The sequence below is a fragment of the Acidobacteriota bacterium genome, from assembly GCA_039030395.1.
Taxonomy (GTDB): Bacteria; Acidobacteriota; Thermoanaerobaculia; order Multivoradales; family JBCCEF01; genus JBCCEF01.
The window spans coordinates 49,470-68,560 of record JBCCEF010000005.1; the positions used below are offsets into that span (position 1 = coordinate 49,470).

The window sequence follows — 19,091 nt, forward strand, 5'->3', positions numbered from 1 at the left end:
CCGAAAGATCTCGATCTTTCGGGTGAGGGGGCGCCCAGCCCCCCTTTGAAAAGAAAAGATTTGAGCCGGGGCTGAAACGCTTCGGTAAGAGAACTTCAGCCCCGGCTCAGATCCAGGAGCCGGCTTCGGTTTCCATCTGCCTGATCTTCCAGCGGGCACCCACCCCGAAGAACGGTTCCGGCGGAATCCAGGCAGGGCCCGGCAGCGCGCGCATGGCGTCGAGGGCTGGAGACTCGTGGCCGAGGGCGGCGTCCGCCAGCAGTTCGCCGGAGATGGTGCCCAGGGCGATGCCGGCGGCGTTGTAGCCGCCCGCCGCCCAGAGGCCCGGAGCCGGCGAACCGAAGACGTGACGGCCGTTTCGGGACATGCCCATCAGACCGCCCCAGGTGTGCTCGAAGGCGATCTCCCGGAGAGTCGGGAAGCGGTCCTCGAGAGCCTGCCGGTGGGCGCGGACGGCGGTGGCACGCCAGGCGGCGGAAGAGGTGGCGGAGCGCGAGAAGCGCACCGAATTACGGATCAGGAGACGCCCATCGGCGGTTCGCCGCACCGAAGAGCCCAGCGGGTCCTGCGCCAGCAGTCCCCACGGCCGGCGACTGCCGAGGCGGGCTTCCTCTTCGGCGCTGAGGGGACGGGTCAGGCTGCCGAAAGTCCACACCGGGAAGAGGCGCTGGCGGTGGAGTCCAAACTGCGGCAACAGGCCGTTGACCGCCACAAAAACGCGCTCGGCGGAAATGCTGCCGCCGCGGGCTCTAAGGGTCCAGGCGCCGTGGCCTTGGGAACTGTCGCGCCGCAGGCGGTAGACCGGGGTCTGTTCGAACAACCGGACCGACTCCGGCAGACCCTTCACCAGTCCGTGCATCAGCGCCGCGGGTTGAATCAGCACGGTGCCCGGCATGCGGATGGCCTCGCGGTAGTAGCTCGAACCGGTGAGCCGGGCGAGGGCCGCGGCGTCGAGGTGCTCATAGGGCTCGCCGCGGGCGTCCAGCCACCTTTCTAGGGCTTCGAGGGAAGCGCGGCCGGCATCCGTGGCGGAGCCGTGAAGCCAGCCCGTTTCGTCCCAGTCACAGTCGATCCGTCCGTGAAGAACCTGATCCCTCAGGGATCGAATGCCCTGCCGCGACAAGGCGATGAATCGGTTGGCACTCTCGGCGGGCATCGCCGCCACGAAGCTCGCTTGATCGACCACAAAGCCCGAGCAGCGACCGGAGGCGCCGAAACCGGCGCGCTGGGCGTCGAGCACGGCGATCCGCCAGTCGGGCTGCCGCCGGGCCAGCCGGCGGGCGATCGCCAGTCCGGTGAAGCCGGCGCCAACAATGGCCGCGTCGACCTGAAGATCGCTCGACAGCCGCCGGATCGGGCGATCGTTTCCCATGGCGGCGGTGTGAATCCAACCGCAGTCGTCGTCATCCCGAGGGAGTTCCTTGACCCGCATGGAGGCATCTTATCGAACTTCGTCGATATTTCCATTGAGCGGCTCGCCGCTCTGGCTTCGGATGCGACGTGCAGAATGGCTCTATTCAATAGTGCCGAAATGGACCTTGGCAGGAACCAAAGGGGGCCATACGATGGTTGGCGAATTCCAACGAGGGAGACGAAGACATGACATTGCGACGACCCGATCCGAAGGAACACGATCCGTACTACAGCCTGTACACCGACAAAGCTCCGAAAGGCGACATTCTGCAGGCGATGGAGGACGAAATGGGAGTCACCATCGACCTCCTCAGCGACTTACGGCAGGAACAGGAGACCTTCCGCTACGCCCCGGGCAAATGGAACCTGCGGGAAGTGGTCGGGCACCTGATCGACGTCGAATGGTGCTTCACCTACCGCGGCCTGTGCTTCGCGCGCACCGATCCGGCCTCGCGGCCGGGCTTCGATCAGGATTTGTGGGCCGACACCGCCAAGTGGGGTGACCGGCCGCTGGCGGAAGTCCTCAAGGTGTTCGGGGAGGTGCGGCGGGCCAGCCTGGCGATGTTCCGCACCTTCGACGACGAGGAGTGGGCTCGCAGCGGAGTGGCCAACGAAGTGGCTTTCACGGTGCGCTCCATGCCCTACATTCTGGTGGGCCATGAGATTCACCACCGCAACGTGATCCTCGAGCGGTACCTGCCGACCCCGGAGGCGAGCTGATGAGATTTTCGAGGACCTTCCATCGGTGGACCGGCCTCGCTCTAGCGTTGATGCTGGGTGGGACGGTTGCCAGCGCCCTGCCGGAGGACAAGGCCGCGGAAACGAAGACCGAGGAAATGATGTCCGTACCCCTTCTGCCGCGCTCCTGCGAAGTCGATCTCGCCCTGAGCGCCGCGCCGGAGCACCTGCGAAGCGGCGCTACCGTGTACGCCTTGGAGAAGGACGGCTACGTACGGGTACGCGAGGGCGACAACCCCTTCACCTGCATTGTCAACCGTGATCACCCCCGGGTTCTCAAACCCACCTGCTTTGATCGCGCCGGTGCCGAGACCATCGTGCCGAAGATCGTCTACGTCGGCAAAGAGCTGCTGGCGGGTACGCCCCAGGAATCCCTCCGGCAGTCGCTGGCGGAGGGGTTTGAGGCGGGGCGCTTTCGCTCGCCGGAGCGGCCGGGCATCGCCTACATGCTGTCGCGCTACAACCGGCCGTTCAATGCGGCGGACGGAACCCTCGGTTGGTTCCCGCCCCACGTGATGTTCTATGCGCCGAACCTCACCCCCGAAGACATCGGCTTCTCGATGGATGCCTGGCACGCCAACCAGGACTTGCCGTTCATCGGCTACCAGGGGCCCCAGGGCTACATGATCATGCTCGCCGACGACGGGCAGGCGCGGGCGCGGGAGGACCTGCCGTCGTGTCCGGATTGGGTGCACGCCGAAAACGGTCTGGCGGAGAAACCAGCGGCCCATGACAGCCGTGGCCGCTGATCGGCCCTCGGCCGAGAGCCGGAGGCCGCAATCGTGAAGCAGGCGGTGGGAGCGGTCTTTCAGGGCTTTGTGGTCGACCCCACCGCCCCGGTGCCGCTCTACCGGCAGCTCCACGAGCTGCTGCGCGATGCCCTGCTCACCGGCGCCCTGCCGGCCGGAAGTCGCTTGCCGTCGAGCCGCGCCCTGGCGGAGGATCTCGGGTTGTCCCGCAACACCGTCTGCGCTGCCCTCGAGCGGCTGGTCGACGAGGGCTTCGTCGACAGCCGGGTGGGGGACGGCAGCTACGTCTCCGAGACCCTGGCCGATCTCGGAGCAGCCGGCGGCAAGGCCCTCGGTGAGGGCGAAATGGGCGACCGGGACGAGGGTTCCTCGGACGGATGTCTCGTCTCGAAGCGGTCCATTTCGCGCCGCGGTATGGCCATCACATCGACGGCGCAGGGACCGGATCCGCTGCGCCCCAAGGCCTTCGCCGTCGGGGTGTCGGCTCTCGATGCCTTTCCCATCGGTACCTGGCGCCGCCTCCTCGGACGGCGCGCCCGGCAGATGGCGGCGGCGGATCTCGGCCACGGTTCGCCGGCCGGCGATCCCCGCCTGCGTCGCCTCCTGGTGCAGTACCTGACCACCGCCCGCGGGGTGCGCTGCTCACCGGAGCAGGTGTTGATTCTGCCGAGTGCCCAGCTCGGCCTGGATCTGGCGAGCCGGGTTTTGCTCGACCCGGGGGAGGCGGCCTGGATCGAAGAGCCCGGCTACCTCGGCGCCCGCGGTGCCCTGACGGCGGCCGGCGCGCGCCTGGTGCCGATACCGGTGGACGACGACGGACTGCAGGTCGCCCGCGGTGAGGAACTGTGCGTGGCTGCGCGCGTTGCCTATGTCACCCCCTCGCACCAGTTTCCCCTCGGGGCCTCGATGAGTCTCGAGCGGCGCCTGCGCCTGCTGGCCTGGGCGGAGGAACACGGTGCCTGGATCCTCGAGGACGATTACGACAGCGAGTTCCGCTACGACGGCAAGGCCGCTCAGGCCCTCCAGGGGCTCGACCGGGCGGGTTCGGTGCTCTATTTGGGAACCCTCTCCAAGGTGCTTTTTCCAGCCCTTCGGCTGGCCTACCTGGTGGTGCCGCGGGAACTCGTGGAACCGTTCCGCCGGGCCCGCTTTCTGCTCGACGGTCACGTCGCGCCGAGCACCCAGGGAGCGCTGGCGGACTTCATGGAGGCGGGGCACTTCACCGGCCACCTGCGCCGTATGCGGTCGCTCTACCGGGAGCGGCGAGACGTGCTGCTCGGCGAAGTGGGGCGGCGGTTCGGCGATCTGTTTCGCTTCCCCGGCGTCGAAACCGGGATGCACGTTTCCGCCCGCTTGCGCCACGGTGACGACCGCCGCATCGCCGTCCGCGCCGAAGAGCACGACCTCGATCTGGCGCCCCTGTCGCGCTATTTCCTCGGCGACGACCCACAGCATGGGGTGGCTTTCGGCTATGCCCACGTGCCGCCGGAGGAGATTGTCGCCGCATGCGGCCGCCTGGAGGCCGTCCTGACGGCGGAGGGCCTGCTGCCCTGAACGCCGTCGGCCTTCGCCCGGTCTGAAAACTCACCCGTTCTGACTTCGCCGTTCTTGCTAGGGAGCTCTCGCCATGACCGATCGTCCCGGCATTCGCCGCGCTTGCCCCGAAGACCTGCCGGAGCTGCTCGACCTGTGCGCCGACCATGCCGCCTACGAGCGCCAGGGATTCACCCGCGGCGATCAACTCGAATGCTGGCCGGCGATGCTGTTTGAGGAGTCCGGATCGCTCAATTGTTGGGTGGTGGAGAACCAGCCGGGTCGTTCGGAGAAGCTCCTGGGCTTCGCCTCCTGCTCGCTGGAGGCAGCCACCTGGTCCGCCAGTCAGTACGTCCATCTCGACTGCATCTACCTTCGCCCGGAGGCGCGCGGCGATGGCGTTGGCCTCGATTTGATGCGGCGGGTGGTGCGCCATGCCCTCGACTTGGGTTGTACCCAGGTGCAGTGGCAAACGCCGGTGTGGAACCAGCGGGCGGCGCGCTTCTACTACCGCCTCGGCGCGGTGGCGCAGCACAAGCTGCGCTTCGCTCTGCCGGCGGACGCCTGCCGCCAACTGGTGGCGGGCGACTTGCCCGCGGCGCAGTCGGCGCCGGTTGCCGGCGGCTACGCCCCCCGGCCGGTGACGCCGTTGGGAGTGGATCTGTGGGAAGGATGGTCGATCAAGCTCTACAGCCTGTCCGCGGACGGCTCACCGGCACCTGACGAGCAAGTCGAAGAAGCCCGTCGCCGGGTGCGGTCCACCTTGCCGGAAGGCGCTCAGGACGACGGCCGCTTCGGTATGGCCTTCGCCCTCCTCCACGCCGGCACCGAGGCCAACTGGCTGCTGGTGGACTGGTGGACCGAAGGCGGCATCCTCCGCCAGCGGCTGCTGGCGGCGCCCCTCGATCGGCCGCTGGAGTACCAAGCGGTGCACAACGCCGACCTCCACGCCTGCGTGTGGGAGATGGCGGTCATCGACCACGAACGCCGCGCCTGGGTGGAAACGGTGATGGCCAACCCCGACGGGCCGGATTTCGGGGCCTACTTGGGGCGGGTGATGGAGACGGCGGTGTAACGACTAGCCCTAGTCTGCAAGGCGGATCGCCGCCCGGTGTAGCTCGTCAGCGATGCCTTCGAGGTCTGCGAGATGTCGGGTGACGATGCCGAAGAGTTCTTCGGGAGTCAGGTCGTCGTAATGGTGAACGAGGCGGTTGCGAAATCCACCCATCCGGACAAACTGGGTGACCATTTTGGAGTCCGCCACGAGCCCACGCTCTCCAGCGAGCTTTCCGGTCTCCCGGTATTGCAATTTGCCAAGGCCGTGGGCTCTAGCGAGGAGATGCTTTGCCGTATCGAACAGGGCTTCGATCGATCGCCGCAGGAGGGCATCGGCGGCAAAGATATTCCGGCGGTCGGCCGCGAAGACCTGAAAGGACTCCGATGGAAGAGTGCGTAGATCGACCACCGCCTGGCGGACGATCGAGAGCCGGTCGAGCACGATCTTTAGATCGACCTCCGTCTTGGTCATGTCACACCGACCCCGTGAACCTCACGCTCGATCCACTTCTGCATGCGTTCCGCTTCTTCCGCCATCCTCATCACTTTGAGTTCCCAAAGGTCCGCTCGCGTGCTGTCGCCGGTGCCGATGCGGTGGCCCTGGATCGCCCGCCACTGAAAGAGAGCGTCGACTCGCTGTAGGGCCACCACATCGACCTCCAAGGGCGCGAAGCGCTCCTCGAAAGCTACCTGGAGGTCCGACAGCTTGAGGACATCGAACGCATGGTCGAGGAAAACCACACCAAGGTCCAAATCGGAACCCTCGGCAGAAACCGTTCCGCTCTCGAGGATCCGCAGTCCGTCGTCGGCCCGCGAACCGAACAGGTAGACAGCGAGCAATCCGTGCTCGCGGCAGAACGCGTCGAGGGGAAAGTCCATGGCCGGATTCTACCCGCGGTCCTTCAGGTGCGGGCCGATACACTCTGAGCTTCGAACGAAATCGCCAGGAGGCCGTATGCTGCCAACTCGACCAGCGAGCCGTTCTCTCACCTGCCGGAGCGCTCTACTTCTGTTTCTGGTGGCGGGGCTCGGTGTCGCTCTTGCCGCCGAGGACGAGGCCGAGAGAGTCCGGGCGGATGTGGTGTCCGTGGAGGTCTCCGGTGAGCCGGGTGGGTACCGTTTCGCGGTGGGCGTCGCCAGCCCGGACACTGGCTGCGAGCAGTACGCCGATGGGTGGGAGGTGGTGAGCGCCGAGGGCGAGTTGATCCATCGCCGCGTGCTGGCCCATAGCCACATCCATGAGCAGCCCTTCGTGCGGAGCGGCGGACCGCTGGAGATCGCGCCGGACGAGATGGTGTGGGTGCGCGCCCACATGCACCCGACGGGCTACGGCGGAAAAGCTTGGCGGGGATCCGTGGAGAAGGGCTTCGAACCAGCCGATCCACCGGCGGATTTCGCGGCCTGCCTGGCCGAGGAGCCGCCTCTAACCACGGATTGTCCCGGCTAGCCCTCCGTCCACCGCCGCGCCAGGTGCACCAGCGTCTCCGACGCCTGGGCCAGCGCGGAGGCGGCGATCCACTCGCGGCGGCTGTGGAAGAGCTGGCCGCCGGCGTAGAGGTTGGCCGTGGGGTGGCCCTGGGCGGTGAGGTGGCTGCCGTCGGTGCCGCCACGGATGGCTCGGCGGAGGACCGGCAACCCGGTATCTTCGATGGCCGCGGTAGCGCGCTCCACGACCTGCGGATGCTGCCGCAGGATGTCGCGCATGTTCTGGTAGGTGTGGCTCGCGGTCACCTCGACCTTCGCTCCCGGATAGCGTTTCTCAAAGTCGGCGGCCAGGTTTTTCAGCCACGCGATCCGCCGTTCGTTTTCGGCCTGCTCGAAATCTCGCACAATCAGCCGCAGGGAGGCGTTTTCGTGATCCCCCTGGATGTGCCCGAGGTGGTAGAAGCCCTCACGGCCCTCGGTGCGCTCCGGCGATTCCTCCGCCGGCAGCTCGGCGGCGAAGCGGCCGGCGAGGCGGGCGGCGTTGATCATCTTGTCCTTGGCGTAGCCCGGGTGGACGCCGACCCCCTGGAGGGCGATCTCCACCCGCCAGGCGTCGAAACACTCGTCCTCCAGCTCGCCGGGCAGACTGCCGTCCACCGTGTAGCCGTAGCGCGGGAGTCGGTCGAGATCGATCCCGAGGGCGCCGCGGCCGATCTCTTCGTCGCTGGTGAAGACGATGCGGATCTCGCCGTGGGGCAGATTCGGGAAACGCTGGAAGGCCGCCACGGCGGCCATGATCTCGGCCAGCCCGGCCTTGTCGTCGGCGCCCAACAGGGTGCGGCCGGAGGCGGTGATGATCGTCTCGCCGTCGAACTGGGCGAGGGTCGGGGAGTCCTCGACGGTGAGGGTCAGCTCCGGATCGTCGGCGAAGGTGATCGGCGAGCTGTCCCATTCCGTGTGCAGCACCGGCCGAACGCCGTCGCCGGGTTGGTCCGGCGAGGTGTCGACGTGGGCGAGGAGCGCGAAGGGGTCGGCTTTCTCGTCACCGGACCGGGCCGGCAGGGTGGCGTAGACGAAACCCTTCTCGACCAGGTCGACGTGCTCCACGCCGAGCTGGCGTAGCTCATCCGCCAGCAGCCGCAGCAGATTCATCTGCCGTGCCGTGGACGGCACGGAATCCGACTCCGGGTCCGACGTGGTGTGCACCTGCACGTAGCGCAGGAAGCGTTCGAGGGATTCCCTGGCCAGCAGCTCTCGCACTTCGGTCGCGAGGGTTGCGCTCATTCGTCGGGCATCCCGACGTACACCTCCAGGTCGCACACCGTTTCGAAGCCCAGGCCCTCGTAGAGAGCGACGGCCATCGGAGTCGATTGCAGGGTGGCGTAGCGGTAGCCGAGGCTCTTCGCCTCGGTCAGCACGAAGCGCGAGATCGCCGCCGCGTACCCCTTGCGGCGCTCCTCCGGCAGGGTGGAGACGTTGTACACGCCGGCCACGCCGGCGCCTTCGAAGAGCGAGGCGGTGGCCACCGGCTCGCCTTCGACTAACGCCACGTAGTGATGCCACGGAGGGGCTACGCCGAGGGCGCGGAACAGCTCCAGGAACGGCCCGGTGGCGAAGTCCGGAAATTCAAAGCCGACGCCGCCCACCACGCACCAGGCTTCGAGCAGCTCGTCGTCGTCCACCCGCAAGACCGAGACGCCTTCCGGCAGGCCGTCCGGGTCCTCGAAACTCTTGAGGTCTCGCGCCATGCCCGGCAGGTTGCCGCCGGGCATCAGGCCGCGCTCCTGGAGGCGGTCGGCCAGGTCCGTCGGCCGGGCGCTCGGTCCGACCCACCACATCAGCGGGCGGTGGGAGCGCTCCAGGATGGCGTCAATCGCCTCGTCGGGGGCTCCGTCGTCGATGCGCGCCCGGGAAATGTTGTTGAATAGCGGGTAGGGCACCGGGCAGACGGTCTGCAGGATCTGGCCGTCGTCGATCAGTTCCAGGCCGTGCCACTGGTTCCAGGTGCGCACGAAGTGCGCCATGTTCTCTTCCACCGCCGAGCGCAGGGCATCGCGGTCGAGGGATCGTTCGCTCATCGGTTGCTCCGGCCGCCGAGGCGGCTCAGCGGGTGGTGAGGGAGTCCGCGTCCTTCTTGGAGAGGGCTTCTTCGCGGGTGGACATGGTGCCGGTGGCGCCGCGGATCTTCGAGCGCCGATCGGAATTGAAGTCATTGGTCGCCCGTCCGTCGCCGCCGTCCGCCGGGGTGGGGATGTCTAGAGTTTCGCCGTAGTCGATGGCCGGGAAAGGCGACGGGCCGAAGCGGGCGTTTTTGCCGCGCGCCTTGTCTTGGAGCGCCTTCAAGACCATGTGCGGATGAATCGGCACCTGATCCACCCGCACGCCGACGGCGTCGTAGATGGCGTTGGCGACCGCCGGCATCACCGGCAGCAGCGGCCCCTGGCCGACCTCCTTGGCGCCGAAGGGGCCTTCCGGTTCTGGCTCTTCGATCAGGTAGCTGGTGATCGGCGGCATGTCCTGGAAGGTCGGACTCTTGTATTCAAGGAGCGACGGCATCTTGTGAACCAAGGCGTTGGAGCGGCGCTTCGGCAGCCGCCGGAAGACCTGCTCTTCCATCATCACCTCGCCCAGACCCATGTAGACACCGCCTTCGAGCTGGCCCATCACCAGCACCGGGTTGATCGAGCGGCCGATGTCGTGGGCCATCCAGATGTGCTCCGGCCGCCACACGCCGGTTTCCGGATCGACCTCCACCTCGATCACCGCGGCGGAGTAGGAGTAGGCCGGCGAGGGTCCGACGCCGGCGCCGCGGTACTTGCCCGGCGAGCGCGGCGGAATATACGAGCCGGTGGTCGCCAAGGTGCCGCAGGCCGCTTCGGCGATGATCACCGCTTCCTGCCAGTCGACACCGGTTTCGGCGTCCGCCGCATCGAACACCCGGCGGCCGGAGAACAGCAGCCGCTCGGCGGGCACTTCCAGCCTTTCGCCGACGGCCTTGGCGATGATCGTCCGGGCGCGCTCGGCGGCCTCGACGGCGGCGTTGCCCATCATCAAGGTGACCCGCGAGGAATAGCTGCCGAGGTCCACCGGCGTCAGATCCGTGTCGGCGACGCACAGGCGGATGTCTTTCAGGTCCACCCCCAACACTTCCGCGACGAGGGCCGCCAGCACGCTGTCGGAACCTTGGCCGATTTCCGACTCGCCGCAGAACACGGCGACGTTGCCGGAACGGTCGAGCTTGATCATGACCCCGGACTGGGGCATGTGGTTCCAGTAGATCGGCAGGCCGGCGCCGCACAGGTACGAGCCGCAGGCGAGGCCCAGGCCGCGGCCCTCCGGCAACTTGCCGTAGCGCTCCCGCCAGCCGCTGCCCTCGACCACCGCCTCGATACAGCGGCCGAGGCCGGTGGTGGTCACTCTCAACCAGTTGGCGGTTACCGTGTCCGGCGGCAGCAGGTTCTTGAGGCGCAGGTCCGCCGGATCGATCCCCAGTTGGTGCGCCGCTTTGTCGAGGTGGACCTCGAAGCCGAAGCGCGGCTGCGGCGTGCCGTGTCCGCGCTTGGGTCCGCAGGGCGGTTTGTTGGTGAACACCCGCAGGCCGTCGAAGCGGTACTTGGGCAGCTCGTAGGTGACCGTCTGAAGGGCGCCGGTGTAATAAGTGGAGGCCACCCCATAGCTGCCGTAGGCACCGCCGTCCAATGCCGTGCGCAGATGCTGGGCGGTCATCGAGCCGTCCTTTTTGAAGCCGGTCTTCACATGCATGCGCACCGGGTGGCGCCCGCGGTGACAGTAGAAGACTTCTTCCCGGGTGAGGGTCACCTTCACCGGCCGGCCGAGCTTCAATGCCATCTTGCCGGCGGCGATCTCGTGGTTGAAAGGATCGCTCTTGCCGCCGAAGCCTCCGCCGTTGGGGGTGGCGACCACCCGAATGCGCGATGCCGGCACCTTCAGCACTTTGGCCAGGGAGCGGTGCAGGTAGTGGGGGGTCTGGCTGGAGGAGTAGACGGTCAGGCGGTCGTCGTCCTCGGGCACCGCCACGGTGGCGTGCTGCTCCATCGGCAGGTGGGTGTTGCCCTCGTAGTAAAAGTCGTCCTCGAGCACCAGATCCGCTTCTTCGAAGCCGCCCTCCACGTTGCCGAAGCGCATCGAGACCTTCTTGTGGACATTGCCTTCGTCGCCGTAGTCGTGGATACGCGGCTCCGGGATCTCCAGGGCTTCGTCGATAGAGGACACCGTTTCCAGCGGCTCGTAGGCCACCTTTACCGCCAGCGCCGCCTGCCAGGCGGCGTCCTCGGTGGCCGCCGCCACGGCCGCCACCGGATCGCCGACAAAGCGCACCTTGTCCGGGCACAGGGCGTGTTCGTCCTGGGACACCGGCAGAATGCCGAAGGTGTCCGGCATGTCGGCGCCGGTCAGACTTCCCAGAAAGCCGGGCACCGCTTCGGCCTCGGAGAAATCGATTCTGGAGATCACGCCGTGCGGTACGGTGCTGCGCACCAGCCGCATGTACACCATGCGCGGAAAGTCTAGATCGTCCGCAAAGCGCGTCTGGCCGGTGACCTTCGACCGGCCGTCCACCCGCCGGAAAGGCTTGCCGACGAGGTCGAGATCGCGCCCCAGGCGTTCCGTATCGTCCGGTGCCTTCGCCGGTGGATCTTTGCGAATCGGTTCAGCCATCGGGTGCCCCTCGAAAGCCGGCCGTTCAGCCGGTTCTCTCCTTCAGTCGTTTCCCAATGCACGGCCGCTCCGGGATATCGGGGCGGCGAAGTGCGGCGCCTCCGGGCAATTTCGCACGCCGCCGGGAGGCTGTCAAGGATGGACCGGAGGGTCTTCCTCAGCGGGCCGGAGCGGTCTGCGGTGGCATCTCCACGCAGTACAGGAACTCGTCCGTCCGCAGGTAGATGCGGCCGTCGGCGACGGCTGGGGAGGCGAGGGTGAAGCCGGGGGTTTGGTTCTCCGCCACGATCTCCGCCGGATCGCCGACCTTCACCACGGCGGTGGTGCCTTTCTCGTCGATGGCGTAGAGGTGGCCGCCGGCCAGCACCGGCGACGCGCTGTGGTTCCCTGCGCCCAGGCGGAGCGGTTCCCCCAGCTCGGAGCCGTCGTCGAGATCGAAGCGTCGGAGGATGCCGCGGTCGTTGACGATGAACAGCGTCTCCCCATCGGTGAGCGGGCTCGGCACGTCGCCGGCCCGCTCGAGGCGCCAGGCGACGGCGGGTGTCCCCTCGGGCGGGATCTTGAGCGCCAACAGCGGCGACACCCGGGACGGCACGATCAGCAGATCGCCGGTGACGACGGGAGTGCCCACCAGGCGGTAGTTCTTCTCGCGGTTGGGGTTGAGGCCGCCGACCCGCCAGAGCTCTTTGCCGCTGGCGAGGTCGTGGCCGGTGACGTAGTCGGCGCCGGAGATCACCAGTTCGCGGCGCTCGCCCACCTCCAGCAGCACCGGGGTGGTGTAGGCATCCGGCGATTCGAGCAAGGCGTCGGTCTTGCGCTCCACCTTCCAGCGGCTCTCGCCGCTCGCCCCGTCGAGGGCCACTACGTACGAGGGATCGTCGGTCTTCATGCCGTGGAGTACCTGGATGTAGAGGGTGCCGTCCACCAGCAGCGGCGAGGAGGCATAGCCCCACAGAATGCCGAATGGGCCGTAGTCTTTCTGTAGGTCGCGGCGCCACAGCATCTTGCCGGCGAAATCGAAGGCGGCGACCACACCGGTGCCGGTCATCACCCAGACGTGCTCACCGTCGGTCACCGGCGATGGCGAGGAGAGATTGTGCTTGCGGGGAATCCTGTTGCCGCCGTCCAGCGGGCGCTTCCAGACGACCGAACCGTCCTTCGCCGCCAGCGACCAGAGTTCCAGGCGTTCGCCGTCCGCCGCCTGCAGGAAGATGCGGTCGCCGGAGACGATCGGCGTGGCCCCGGAGAGGGCCGTCATCGGAGCCTTCCAGCAGAGATTGTCCTCCGCGCTCCAGCGGAGCGGCAGCTTCTCCTCGGCGCTGGTGCTGTCGCGCTCCGGGCCGCGCCAGTTGGGCCAGTCGCCGGCCGCCGAAAACGGCAGAGCGAGAGTGAGGAGGGCGGCGACTAGGGCGATCCGAGGGGGTCGAAACATCGGGAAGTTCCTCCGTAGGTGAGGGCAGGCGATCTTCGCACGGCCATCGTACCGCCGTCCGCGACCTTCATGCCGATTGCGCATAAGATGATCGGCGAGGAGAACTCCATGAACCGACGATCGAAGACTCGTTCTGCCCTATTCGCCACCCTGCTGGTCCTGATCGCGCCGGCGGCCTTTGCCGACACCGCCGTTGGCGTGAAGGCCGGTACCCTCGGCGTCGGCGCCGAGATCACCTTCGACCTGAGCGAGAGCGTCGCCCTTCGCGGCGGCGTCGCAACCTTCGACTACGCCCTCGACTACTCCGCCGGCGGCATCGACTATGACGGCGATCTGGAGCTCTTGGATGCCACTTTGGTTCTCGACTGGTATCCGGCGACGAAGGGCTTTCGGATCACCGCCGGTGCCGGCTGGAACGACCATCGGCTGGTCGGCCGGGCGCCACTGATCGATCTGCTGGCCGGCGAGATCGACATCCCTCAGTCTCTGCTGTCCCTCTTGCCGATCGAGCTGGGCACCCTGCGCGGCGAGGCGACGGTGGATGCCCTGGGCCCCTACCTCGGCATCGGCTTCGGTCGTGCTACCGCTCTCGGCAGTTCTCCCTGGAGCCTGTCTCTCGACCTCGGCGTGGTGCTGCACGGCGACCCGGAAGTCGAGCTGACCGCCGACTCGCCGCTCCTCGACGAGTTCCCGGAACTCCGGCCGCTGGTGGACGCCCTGGTAGCAGCGGAGGAGCGTGAACTGGAGGCCGAGGCCGAGGAGGGGAACTTCTTCCCGGTGGTGTCGGTGAGTATCGGTTACCGGTTCTGAGAAGCGCAGGGTCAATGGGTTGGCCAGAGCCAGCGCATAGAATGCCGGCTATGACCTCCGTTCCTTGCAGATGGCTCCTGGCCGGAGCCGCAGTCCTTGCTTCCTTTGCCTTGCCGCTCTCCGCCGGCAGCCTCGAGACCTTGACCCTGCCGGGGCCCGGTGGGAACGGCGGGATGTACCTGCCGGATCTTCAGGCCACCTATCCGGGTGTCGATTGGCAGACTCTCGACCGGCTGTACATTCCGGCGGCGCACTACCGGTTCATTCGCCTGGGCAACCTGCCGCTGCGGTCGCCGACGAATCCGCTGGTGATCACCAACAGCGGCGGTCAAGTGCGCGTCGGCGGACTCGACTTTCACTATGTGTTCTCGATCACCGGCGGAGCAAATTGGAAGCTGACCGGCCGCTGGGATGCGGACGAGGCCACCGGCCATCCGGACTTCCGCGGTCACGCCGAGGGGGACTACGCGAACAGCCGAGGCACCTACGGCTTCTTGGTCGACGATGCCTTCGAGGACACCAACTCCGGCCTCGGCATCGGCGGCGGGGCGACGGACTTCGAGGTGGAGATGGTCGAGATCCGCCACGTCGGCTTCGCCGGCATGTCCGTCAAGACCGACGACGCCGGGGACGCCCACATGGAGAACGTTTCGATCCACGACAACTACATTCACGATGTGGGCAGCGAAGGGGTCTACTTCGGCAGCACCCAGAGTCAGCCACAGCACAAGATCTCGGGACTTCGCTTCTTCAACAACCGCATCGTTCGCACCGGCACCGAGGCGGTGCAGCTCGGGCAGCTCGGCGGCGGCTCGGAGATCCACCACAACGTCTTTGTGTGGGGTGCCCTGGACTGGAAGAGCCCCTTCCAGCCCTTCCAGGACAACAACGGCCAACTCTCCTCGCGAGAGGGTAGCGTCGAGATCCACCACAACGTTTTCATCGGCGGCGCCAGCAAGTTCTTCATCCTGTTCAACCAGGTGGTGGCGGGCGACACCCACCTGCCGACGGACCGGTTCCACCTACACGACAACTACTTCTCCCACAGCCGGCACTTCGGCGCCTATTTCCAGTCCGGCGCCGACGGCGTGACGCGCTTCACCTTCGAAGACAATTTCTTCCGCGCCATCCATTTCCACTACGACGAGCACAGTCCGGGGCAGCAGGACTTCAACGCCGTCTTCCGCATCTTCAACACCGCCAACCCGATCGAGGTTACCGGTAACCACTGGCAGGGTGATCAGGACCTGGTGCAGGCGGCCGGCGACAACGTGGCGCTCTCGGGCAACGTCAACGGCTTCGTCGATTTCTACGCCTTTGCCGACTCGGGCTTTCCAGCGGATTTTGATTACTTGTTGCTCGAAGAATGGGCGGACGTGTCCACCCAGGGCGCGGCGCCGATCTTCTATTCGCAGGGGGACTGGGTGATGCACGAAGGCGCGCTCTACGAGTGCATCGCGCCGGGCAGCCACACCGACCGGCGGCCGCCGGACTTTCCCGACACCTGGGCGCCACGCCCCCTGCCGCCGGACGACCTGCGGCGTGATCCGGACGGGCCCTACCGGGGGATCGGACTGCTGGACGAGAGCGGGATCTTCGTGGACGGCTTCGAGAGCGGAGACACCGGGGCCTGGAGCGCGGTGAGTTTCTAGACGCCGACCTCGAGTGGTCTCGGTCAGGTGGCTTCCGGCACCGGGGAGCCGTAGATCGCCTCCGGCGCCACTTCGTGCTCGTCGTCGCGTAGGACCGCGGCGGCGTGCTCGATGGCTTCCAGGATCTTGTGGTAGCCGGTGCAGCGGCAGAGATTGCCGGCCAGAGCCTGACGCATTTCCTCGCGGCTGGGGTCCGGATTCTCGACCAGCAGCGCCTGGGCGGTCATCAAGATGCCCGGCGTGCAGTAGCCGCACTGGGCGGCGCCCAGGTCCGCGAAGGCGGCCTGTAGGGGGTGGAGGTCGTTGCCCTCCTGCATCCCCTCTACGGTTTCGATCGCCTTGTCCTCCATGTCCGCCGCCAGGACTAGGCAAGAGAGCACCGGCTGGCCGTCCACCAGTACCGTGCAGGTGCCGCACTCGCCGAGTTCGCAGCCGTGCTTGGTGCCGGTGAGGCCGCACTCTTCACGCAGCACTTCGAGCAGCGTATGGTGAGTGGGGAAGACCACCGCGTGCTCCTCGCCGTTGACGGTGAGGGCGAGGGTCGTGCGGTCCGGGGTGGCTCGGTTGACGGTAGAGGACATAGGCCGATACTGCGGCAAGGCTCTGGGAGAGTCAAGATCGCCGCGAGACCGAAGGAAACGAGCGAAGATCGGGAAGAAGGAGGCTGACGATGGGGGACGATTCGAAGTGGGTGGTGATCACCGGGGTGACCCGGGGTTTGGGGCGTGCCCTGGCGCGAGCCTTCGCCGACGAGGGCTGGCGGGTGGCCGGTTGTGGGCGCAGCGAAGATGCTCTCTCCTCGCTCACCGAAGAACTCGGCGAGACCCACCGATTCGCGGCCCTGGATGTTTCCGACACCGCGGCGGTGGCGGCCTGGGGTGAAGAGGTGATGGCGGCCCACGGCGCGCCGCACCTGCTGATCAACAACGCCGCGCTGATCAACTCGAACGCTCCGCTGTGGGAAGTTCCGGCGGAGGAGATCGACCGCCTGTTCGCCGTCAACCTGGCGGGGGTTTGCCACGTGATTCGCGCCTGGGTGCCAGCGATGGTGGCGCGGCGTCGCGGGGTGATCGTGAATCTGAGCTCCGGCTGGGGGCGCTCCACGGCCCCGGAAGTGGCGCCCTACTGCGCCAGCAAATGGGGCATCGAAGGCCTGAGCCGCTCCCTCGCCCAGGAACTGCCGGCGGGAATGGCGGCGGTGCCTTTGAATCCGGGGATCATCCACACGGAAATGCTCAGCGAGGCCTTCGGTGCCGGCGCCGCTTCGTACCCGAAGCCGGGGGAGTGGGTGAAGCGGGCCATGCCGCTGCTTCTGGGCCTCGGGCCGGAGCACAACGGCCGGCCGATGACCGTGCCGGGAAGCTAGGGCTTATTCGACCGCGGTGCTCCAAACGTCGATGTCGCCGGATTCGAAGCCGTCTTCGAAAATCCTGCCGCCGGGGTTCATGAACACCTGGTTGCCGGTGCAGGTGCCGGCGACGATGTCGAGCCATTCGTCGCCGTCGATGTCGAAAACGGCGAAGTCGAAGGTGCCGGTGGGGAGCCACGGCGGCTGTACCGCGTCGAAGGGGTCGGAGAGGCCGACGTTGGGAGCGTTGCCCATATTCTGAAGCACCGCCGGCTGGATGTCGGTACAGATCTGGAAGTCGGTATCGACGTCGGCGATCAGCACGTCCCGCCAGCCGTCGCGGTCGAGGTCCACGATGTAGGTGTTGCCGCCAAAGTCAGAGGTCACCTCGTCGGCCTGGACAATGGTGGTGAACTGGGCGCGGCCGGTGCCGATGTCGACTCCGGTGTTCAAGAGGTAGCGGTCGTCCAAGTCGTCCACGATGTAGATATCCGGCCGGCCGTCGTTGTTGAGGTCGTCGACCTCTAGCATGTAGGGCTGCCCCTCGTAGACGTGGTGCAGGTCGTCAAAGGTGCCGAGGTCGTCGCCACCGGCGTTGTACAGGATGCGCACGGAGTTCGGGAAGTCGTCTAGCGTCGAGAGCTTGACGATGTCCGGGGCGCCATCGGCGTTCATGTCGAGAATCTGGGCATCGGTGCCGAAGGCCGACTGGGACATCGCCGCGGTCATCCGCGAGTCGGTCTCATCGGTGAAGAAGCCGTTGCCGTCATTGATCAGCAGGCGGTCTTCGAGTGAGTTGTTGTAGTCCACGAAGAAGAGATCGAGCGCGCCATCGCCGTTCACGTCGCCGGCCGCCACGGCGCAAAACTGCGGTGCCGGGCTGAAGGTCGGCAGGCGGCCGTCCGCCGCCACCCAATCGAGGCCCAGCCAATTGTCGTCGCTGTCCTTGCCCAGGTTCATATAGATGCGCGGCTGCTCGGCGAAGGTGGTCACCGTCACCAGATCGATCCAGCGGTCGCCGTTCACGTCCGCCAGCAGAACGTCCCGGTCGTCGGTCTCGTCGGCGAAGTCCGGCGCCAGGTCCGCAGTGCGGTCCGTCAACACGCCGCCCTCGTTCATGAACAGAGCGTTTCTCTTGCCGCCGGGGGTGGAGAAGCGCACCTTGCGCACCACGACCAGATCGGTGTCGCCGTCGTTGTCGAGGTCGGCGTGGGCGAAGTCCTTCTCGAAGGGATCCGTCAAGCCCACCGGGTCGGCGGCGCCCTCGTCCGTGACCCACCGGGCCGCGGACTCGTCGGTGAAGTCCAGCCAGTCGGCGGCTGCCGGCGCGGCGAGAAGAACCAAAACGAGAAGCAGGGTCGAGGAGCGGCGCATGGGGAAGACCTCCTGGTTCGGCGAGACGTCTATTCGATCGGAGAACAACGGCGATTTCGATTGTGCCTGAGTATATATCTCAAGGCAAATGAAAGGACCTGCGGCGGCTCGGGTTTTCGAGGTCGTCAGCCGAGGTGGATGACGATTCGCCGCTCGTGGCGGCTCTTGCGGTGCTCCCACAGGAAGATGCCCTGCCAGGTGCCGAGGGCGAGGGCGCCGTCGACGATCGGAATCGACAGGCTGCTGGAGGTCAGCGCCGCTCGAATGTGCGACGGCATGTCGTCCGGTCCTTCGGCGGTGTGGGTGTAGAGCGGATCGTTCTCCGGCACCAGCCGTGCGAGCCAGTTCTCCAGGTCCTGCCGGGCGGAGGGATCGGCGTTCTCCTGGATGGTGAGGCTGGCGGAGGTGTGCTGCAGGAAGATGGTGCACAGGCCTTCCTCGATGCCGCTCCCTGCGACGACCCGGGCGACCTGGCCGGTGAACTCGTGCAGCCCCTGGCCGGAGACCGGTAGGGTCACCCGGTGGATCACGCGCCCGCTCCGGCGAGGGAGCCCTCGGTGATCGCACCGTGGCTGGCGTTCCATACCGCCCGGCCGTCGCGCAGCAGGATGGCCTGCGGTGACTCGTGGCGCACGCCGGTGCGCTCGGCGATGTCGTTCGACAGCGGGCGGGCCTGCTGGATCATCACCGCGGTATACAGGGTTTCATCGTCCGCCGGGCGGTCTTCGACAAAGCGCTGATACCGGTGCCAAGCGCGTGACGAGATGGGACAGGTCAGGCTGTGCTTGAACAGCCAGACGGGTCGCTGCGACGACGCGGCGAAGGCTTCGTCGAGCTGTTCTGCTGCGGTCAGGGTTCGTATCTCGGCCATGTCGATTCTCCGG

General features: G+C 67.0%; 19 protein-coding genes. 8 read left to right on the forward strand and 11 right to left on the reverse strand.

Annotated elements, in window-relative coordinates; translation table 11 throughout:
- Nucleotides 1-106: 106 nt before the first annotated feature.
- Entirely contained in the window at nt 107-1,432 is a 1,326-nt protein-coding gene (locus AAF481_07085) for an FAD-binding oxidoreductase (GenBank protein ID MEM7480922.1), read from the reverse strand.
- Nucleotides 1,433-1,599: 167 nt separating this feature from the next.
- On the opposite strand from AAF481_07085, the gene AAF481_07090 reads away from it, so the two are divergent.
- The 4 genes from AAF481_07090 (at nt 1,600) to AAF481_07105 (ending at nt 5,508) form a co-directional block, all read left to right on the forward strand.
- Nucleotides 1,600-2,133 (forward strand): DinB family protein, encoded by a 534-nt coding sequence (locus AAF481_07090; GenBank protein MEM7480923.1) that lies wholly within the window; start codon nt 1,600-1,602, stop codon nt 2,131-2,133.
- Nucleotides 2,133-2,900: a hypothetical protein gene (locus AAF481_07095; protein MEM7480924.1), complete on the forward strand. Its 768-nt coding sequence runs from the start codon at nt 2,133-2,135 to the stop codon at nt 2,898-2,900. Before AAF481_07090 ends, AAF481_07095 begins: the two co-directional genes overlap by 1 nt.
- A 33-nt stretch (nt 2,901-2,933) precedes the next feature.
- Nucleotides 2,934-4,454, forward strand: coding sequence for a PLP-dependent aminotransferase family protein (locus tag AAF481_07100; protein ID MEM7480925.1), 1,521 nt, complete (start codon nt 2,934-2,936; stop codon nt 4,452-4,454).
- 73 nt (nt 4,455-4,527) lie between these two features.
- Complete coding sequence (locus AAF481_07105) at nt 4,528-5,508, forward strand: GNAT family N-acetyltransferase (protein MEM7480926.1); 981 nt, start codon at nt 4,528-4,530, stop codon at nt 5,506-5,508.
- 9 nt (nt 5,509-5,517) lie between these two features.
- Here AAF481_07105 and AAF481_07110 read toward each other — a convergent pair whose 3' ends face one another.
- Nucleotides 5,518-5,961, reverse strand: coding sequence for a DUF86 domain-containing protein (locus AAF481_07110; protein ID MEM7480927.1), 444 nt, complete (start codon nt 5,959-5,961; stop codon nt 5,518-5,520).
- Entirely contained in the window at nt 5,958-6,368 is a 411-nt protein-coding gene (locus tag AAF481_07115; protein MEM7480928.1) for a nucleotidyltransferase domain-containing protein, read from the reverse strand. Before AAF481_07115 ends, AAF481_07110 begins: the two co-directional genes overlap by 4 nt.
- A 76-nt stretch (nt 6,369-6,444) precedes the next feature.
- Between AAF481_07115 and AAF481_07120 the strand changes: the two genes are divergently transcribed.
- The gene (locus AAF481_07120) at nt 6,445-6,936 is read left to right on the forward strand and encodes a hypothetical protein (GenBank protein ID MEM7480929.1); all 492 of its coding nucleotides are present in this window, start codon (nt 6,445-6,447) and stop codon (nt 6,934-6,936) included.
- On the opposite strand, the gene pepT is transcribed toward AAF481_07120, so the two are convergent.
- The 4 genes from pepT to AAF481_07140 all read right to left on the reverse strand — a co-directional run bounded on the left by pepT (nt 6,933) and on the right by AAF481_07140 (nt 13,023).
- Nucleotides 6,933-8,198: a peptidase T gene (pepT, locus tag AAF481_07125; GenBank protein MEM7480930.1), complete on the reverse strand. Its 1,266-nt coding sequence runs from the start codon at nt 8,196-8,198 to the stop codon at nt 6,933-6,935. The genes AAF481_07120 and pepT overlap by 4 nt on opposite strands.
- On the reverse strand, nt 8,195-8,992 hold the full coding sequence (locus AAF481_07130) for a GNAT family N-acetyltransferase (GenBank protein MEM7480931.1): 798 nt from the start codon (nt 8,990-8,992) through the stop codon (nt 8,195-8,197). The genes pepT and AAF481_07130 overlap by 4 nt, the downstream gene beginning before the upstream one ends.
- Before the next feature lie 25 nt (nt 8,993-9,017).
- Nucleotides 9,018-11,591, reverse strand: coding sequence for a molybdopterin cofactor-binding domain-containing protein (locus AAF481_07135; GenBank protein MEM7480932.1), 2,574 nt, complete (start codon nt 11,589-11,591; stop codon nt 9,018-9,020).
- Between the two features lie 157 nt (nt 11,592-11,748).
- The gene (locus AAF481_07140) at nt 11,749-13,023 is read right to left on the reverse strand and encodes a PQQ-binding-like beta-propeller repeat protein (GenBank protein ID MEM7480933.1); all 1,275 of its coding nucleotides are present in this window, start codon (nt 13,021-13,023) and stop codon (nt 11,749-11,751) included.
- A gap of 108 nt (nt 13,024-13,131) precedes the next feature.
- On the opposite strand from AAF481_07140, the gene AAF481_07145 reads away from it, so the two are divergent.
- Nucleotides 13,132-13,833: a hypothetical protein gene (locus AAF481_07145; protein MEM7480934.1), complete on the forward strand. Its 702-nt coding sequence runs from the start codon at nt 13,132-13,134 to the stop codon at nt 13,831-13,833.
- A 50-nt stretch (nt 13,834-13,883) separates the two neighbouring features.
- Nucleotides 13,884-15,485 (forward strand): right-handed parallel beta-helix repeat-containing protein, encoded by a 1,602-nt coding sequence (locus tag AAF481_07150; GenBank protein ID MEM7480935.1) that lies wholly within the window; start codon nt 13,884-13,886, stop codon nt 15,483-15,485.
- Nucleotides 15,486-15,508: 23 nt separating this feature from the next.
- On the opposite strand, the gene AAF481_07155 is transcribed toward AAF481_07150, so the two are convergent.
- Entirely contained in the window at nt 15,509-16,066 is a 558-nt protein-coding gene (locus AAF481_07155) for a (2Fe-2S)-binding protein (GenBank protein ID MEM7480936.1), read from the reverse strand.
- A gap of 89 nt (nt 16,067-16,155) precedes the next feature.
- On the opposite strand from AAF481_07155, the gene AAF481_07160 reads away from it, so the two are divergent.
- Nucleotides 16,156-16,851, forward strand: coding sequence for an SDR family oxidoreductase (locus AAF481_07160; GenBank protein MEM7480937.1), 696 nt, complete (start codon nt 16,156-16,158; stop codon nt 16,849-16,851).
- Nucleotides 16,852-16,854: 3 nt separating this feature from the next.
- Here the strand turns inward: AAF481_07160 and AAF481_07165 are convergent, their stop codons facing one another.
- From AAF481_07165 to ytxJ, 3 genes are all read right to left on the reverse strand, one after another.
- Complete coding sequence (locus AAF481_07165; protein ID MEM7480938.1) at nt 16,855-18,207, reverse strand: VCBS repeat-containing protein; 1,353 nt, start codon at nt 18,205-18,207, stop codon at nt 16,855-16,857.
- A gap of 125 nt (nt 18,208-18,332) precedes the next feature.
- A complete protein-coding gene (locus AAF481_07170) occupies nt 18,333-18,737 on the reverse strand; it encodes a secondary thiamine-phosphate synthase enzyme YjbQ (protein ID MEM7480939.1) in 405 nt (134 codons plus the stop codon).
- Nucleotides 18,734-19,078 (reverse strand): bacillithiol system redox-active protein YtxJ, encoded by a 345-nt coding sequence (gene ytxJ / locus AAF481_07175; GenBank protein MEM7480940.1) that lies wholly within the window; start codon nt 19,076-19,078, stop codon nt 18,734-18,736. The genes AAF481_07170 and ytxJ overlap by 4 nt, the downstream gene beginning before the upstream one ends.
- Nucleotides 19,079-19,091 lie beyond the last annotated feature (13 nt).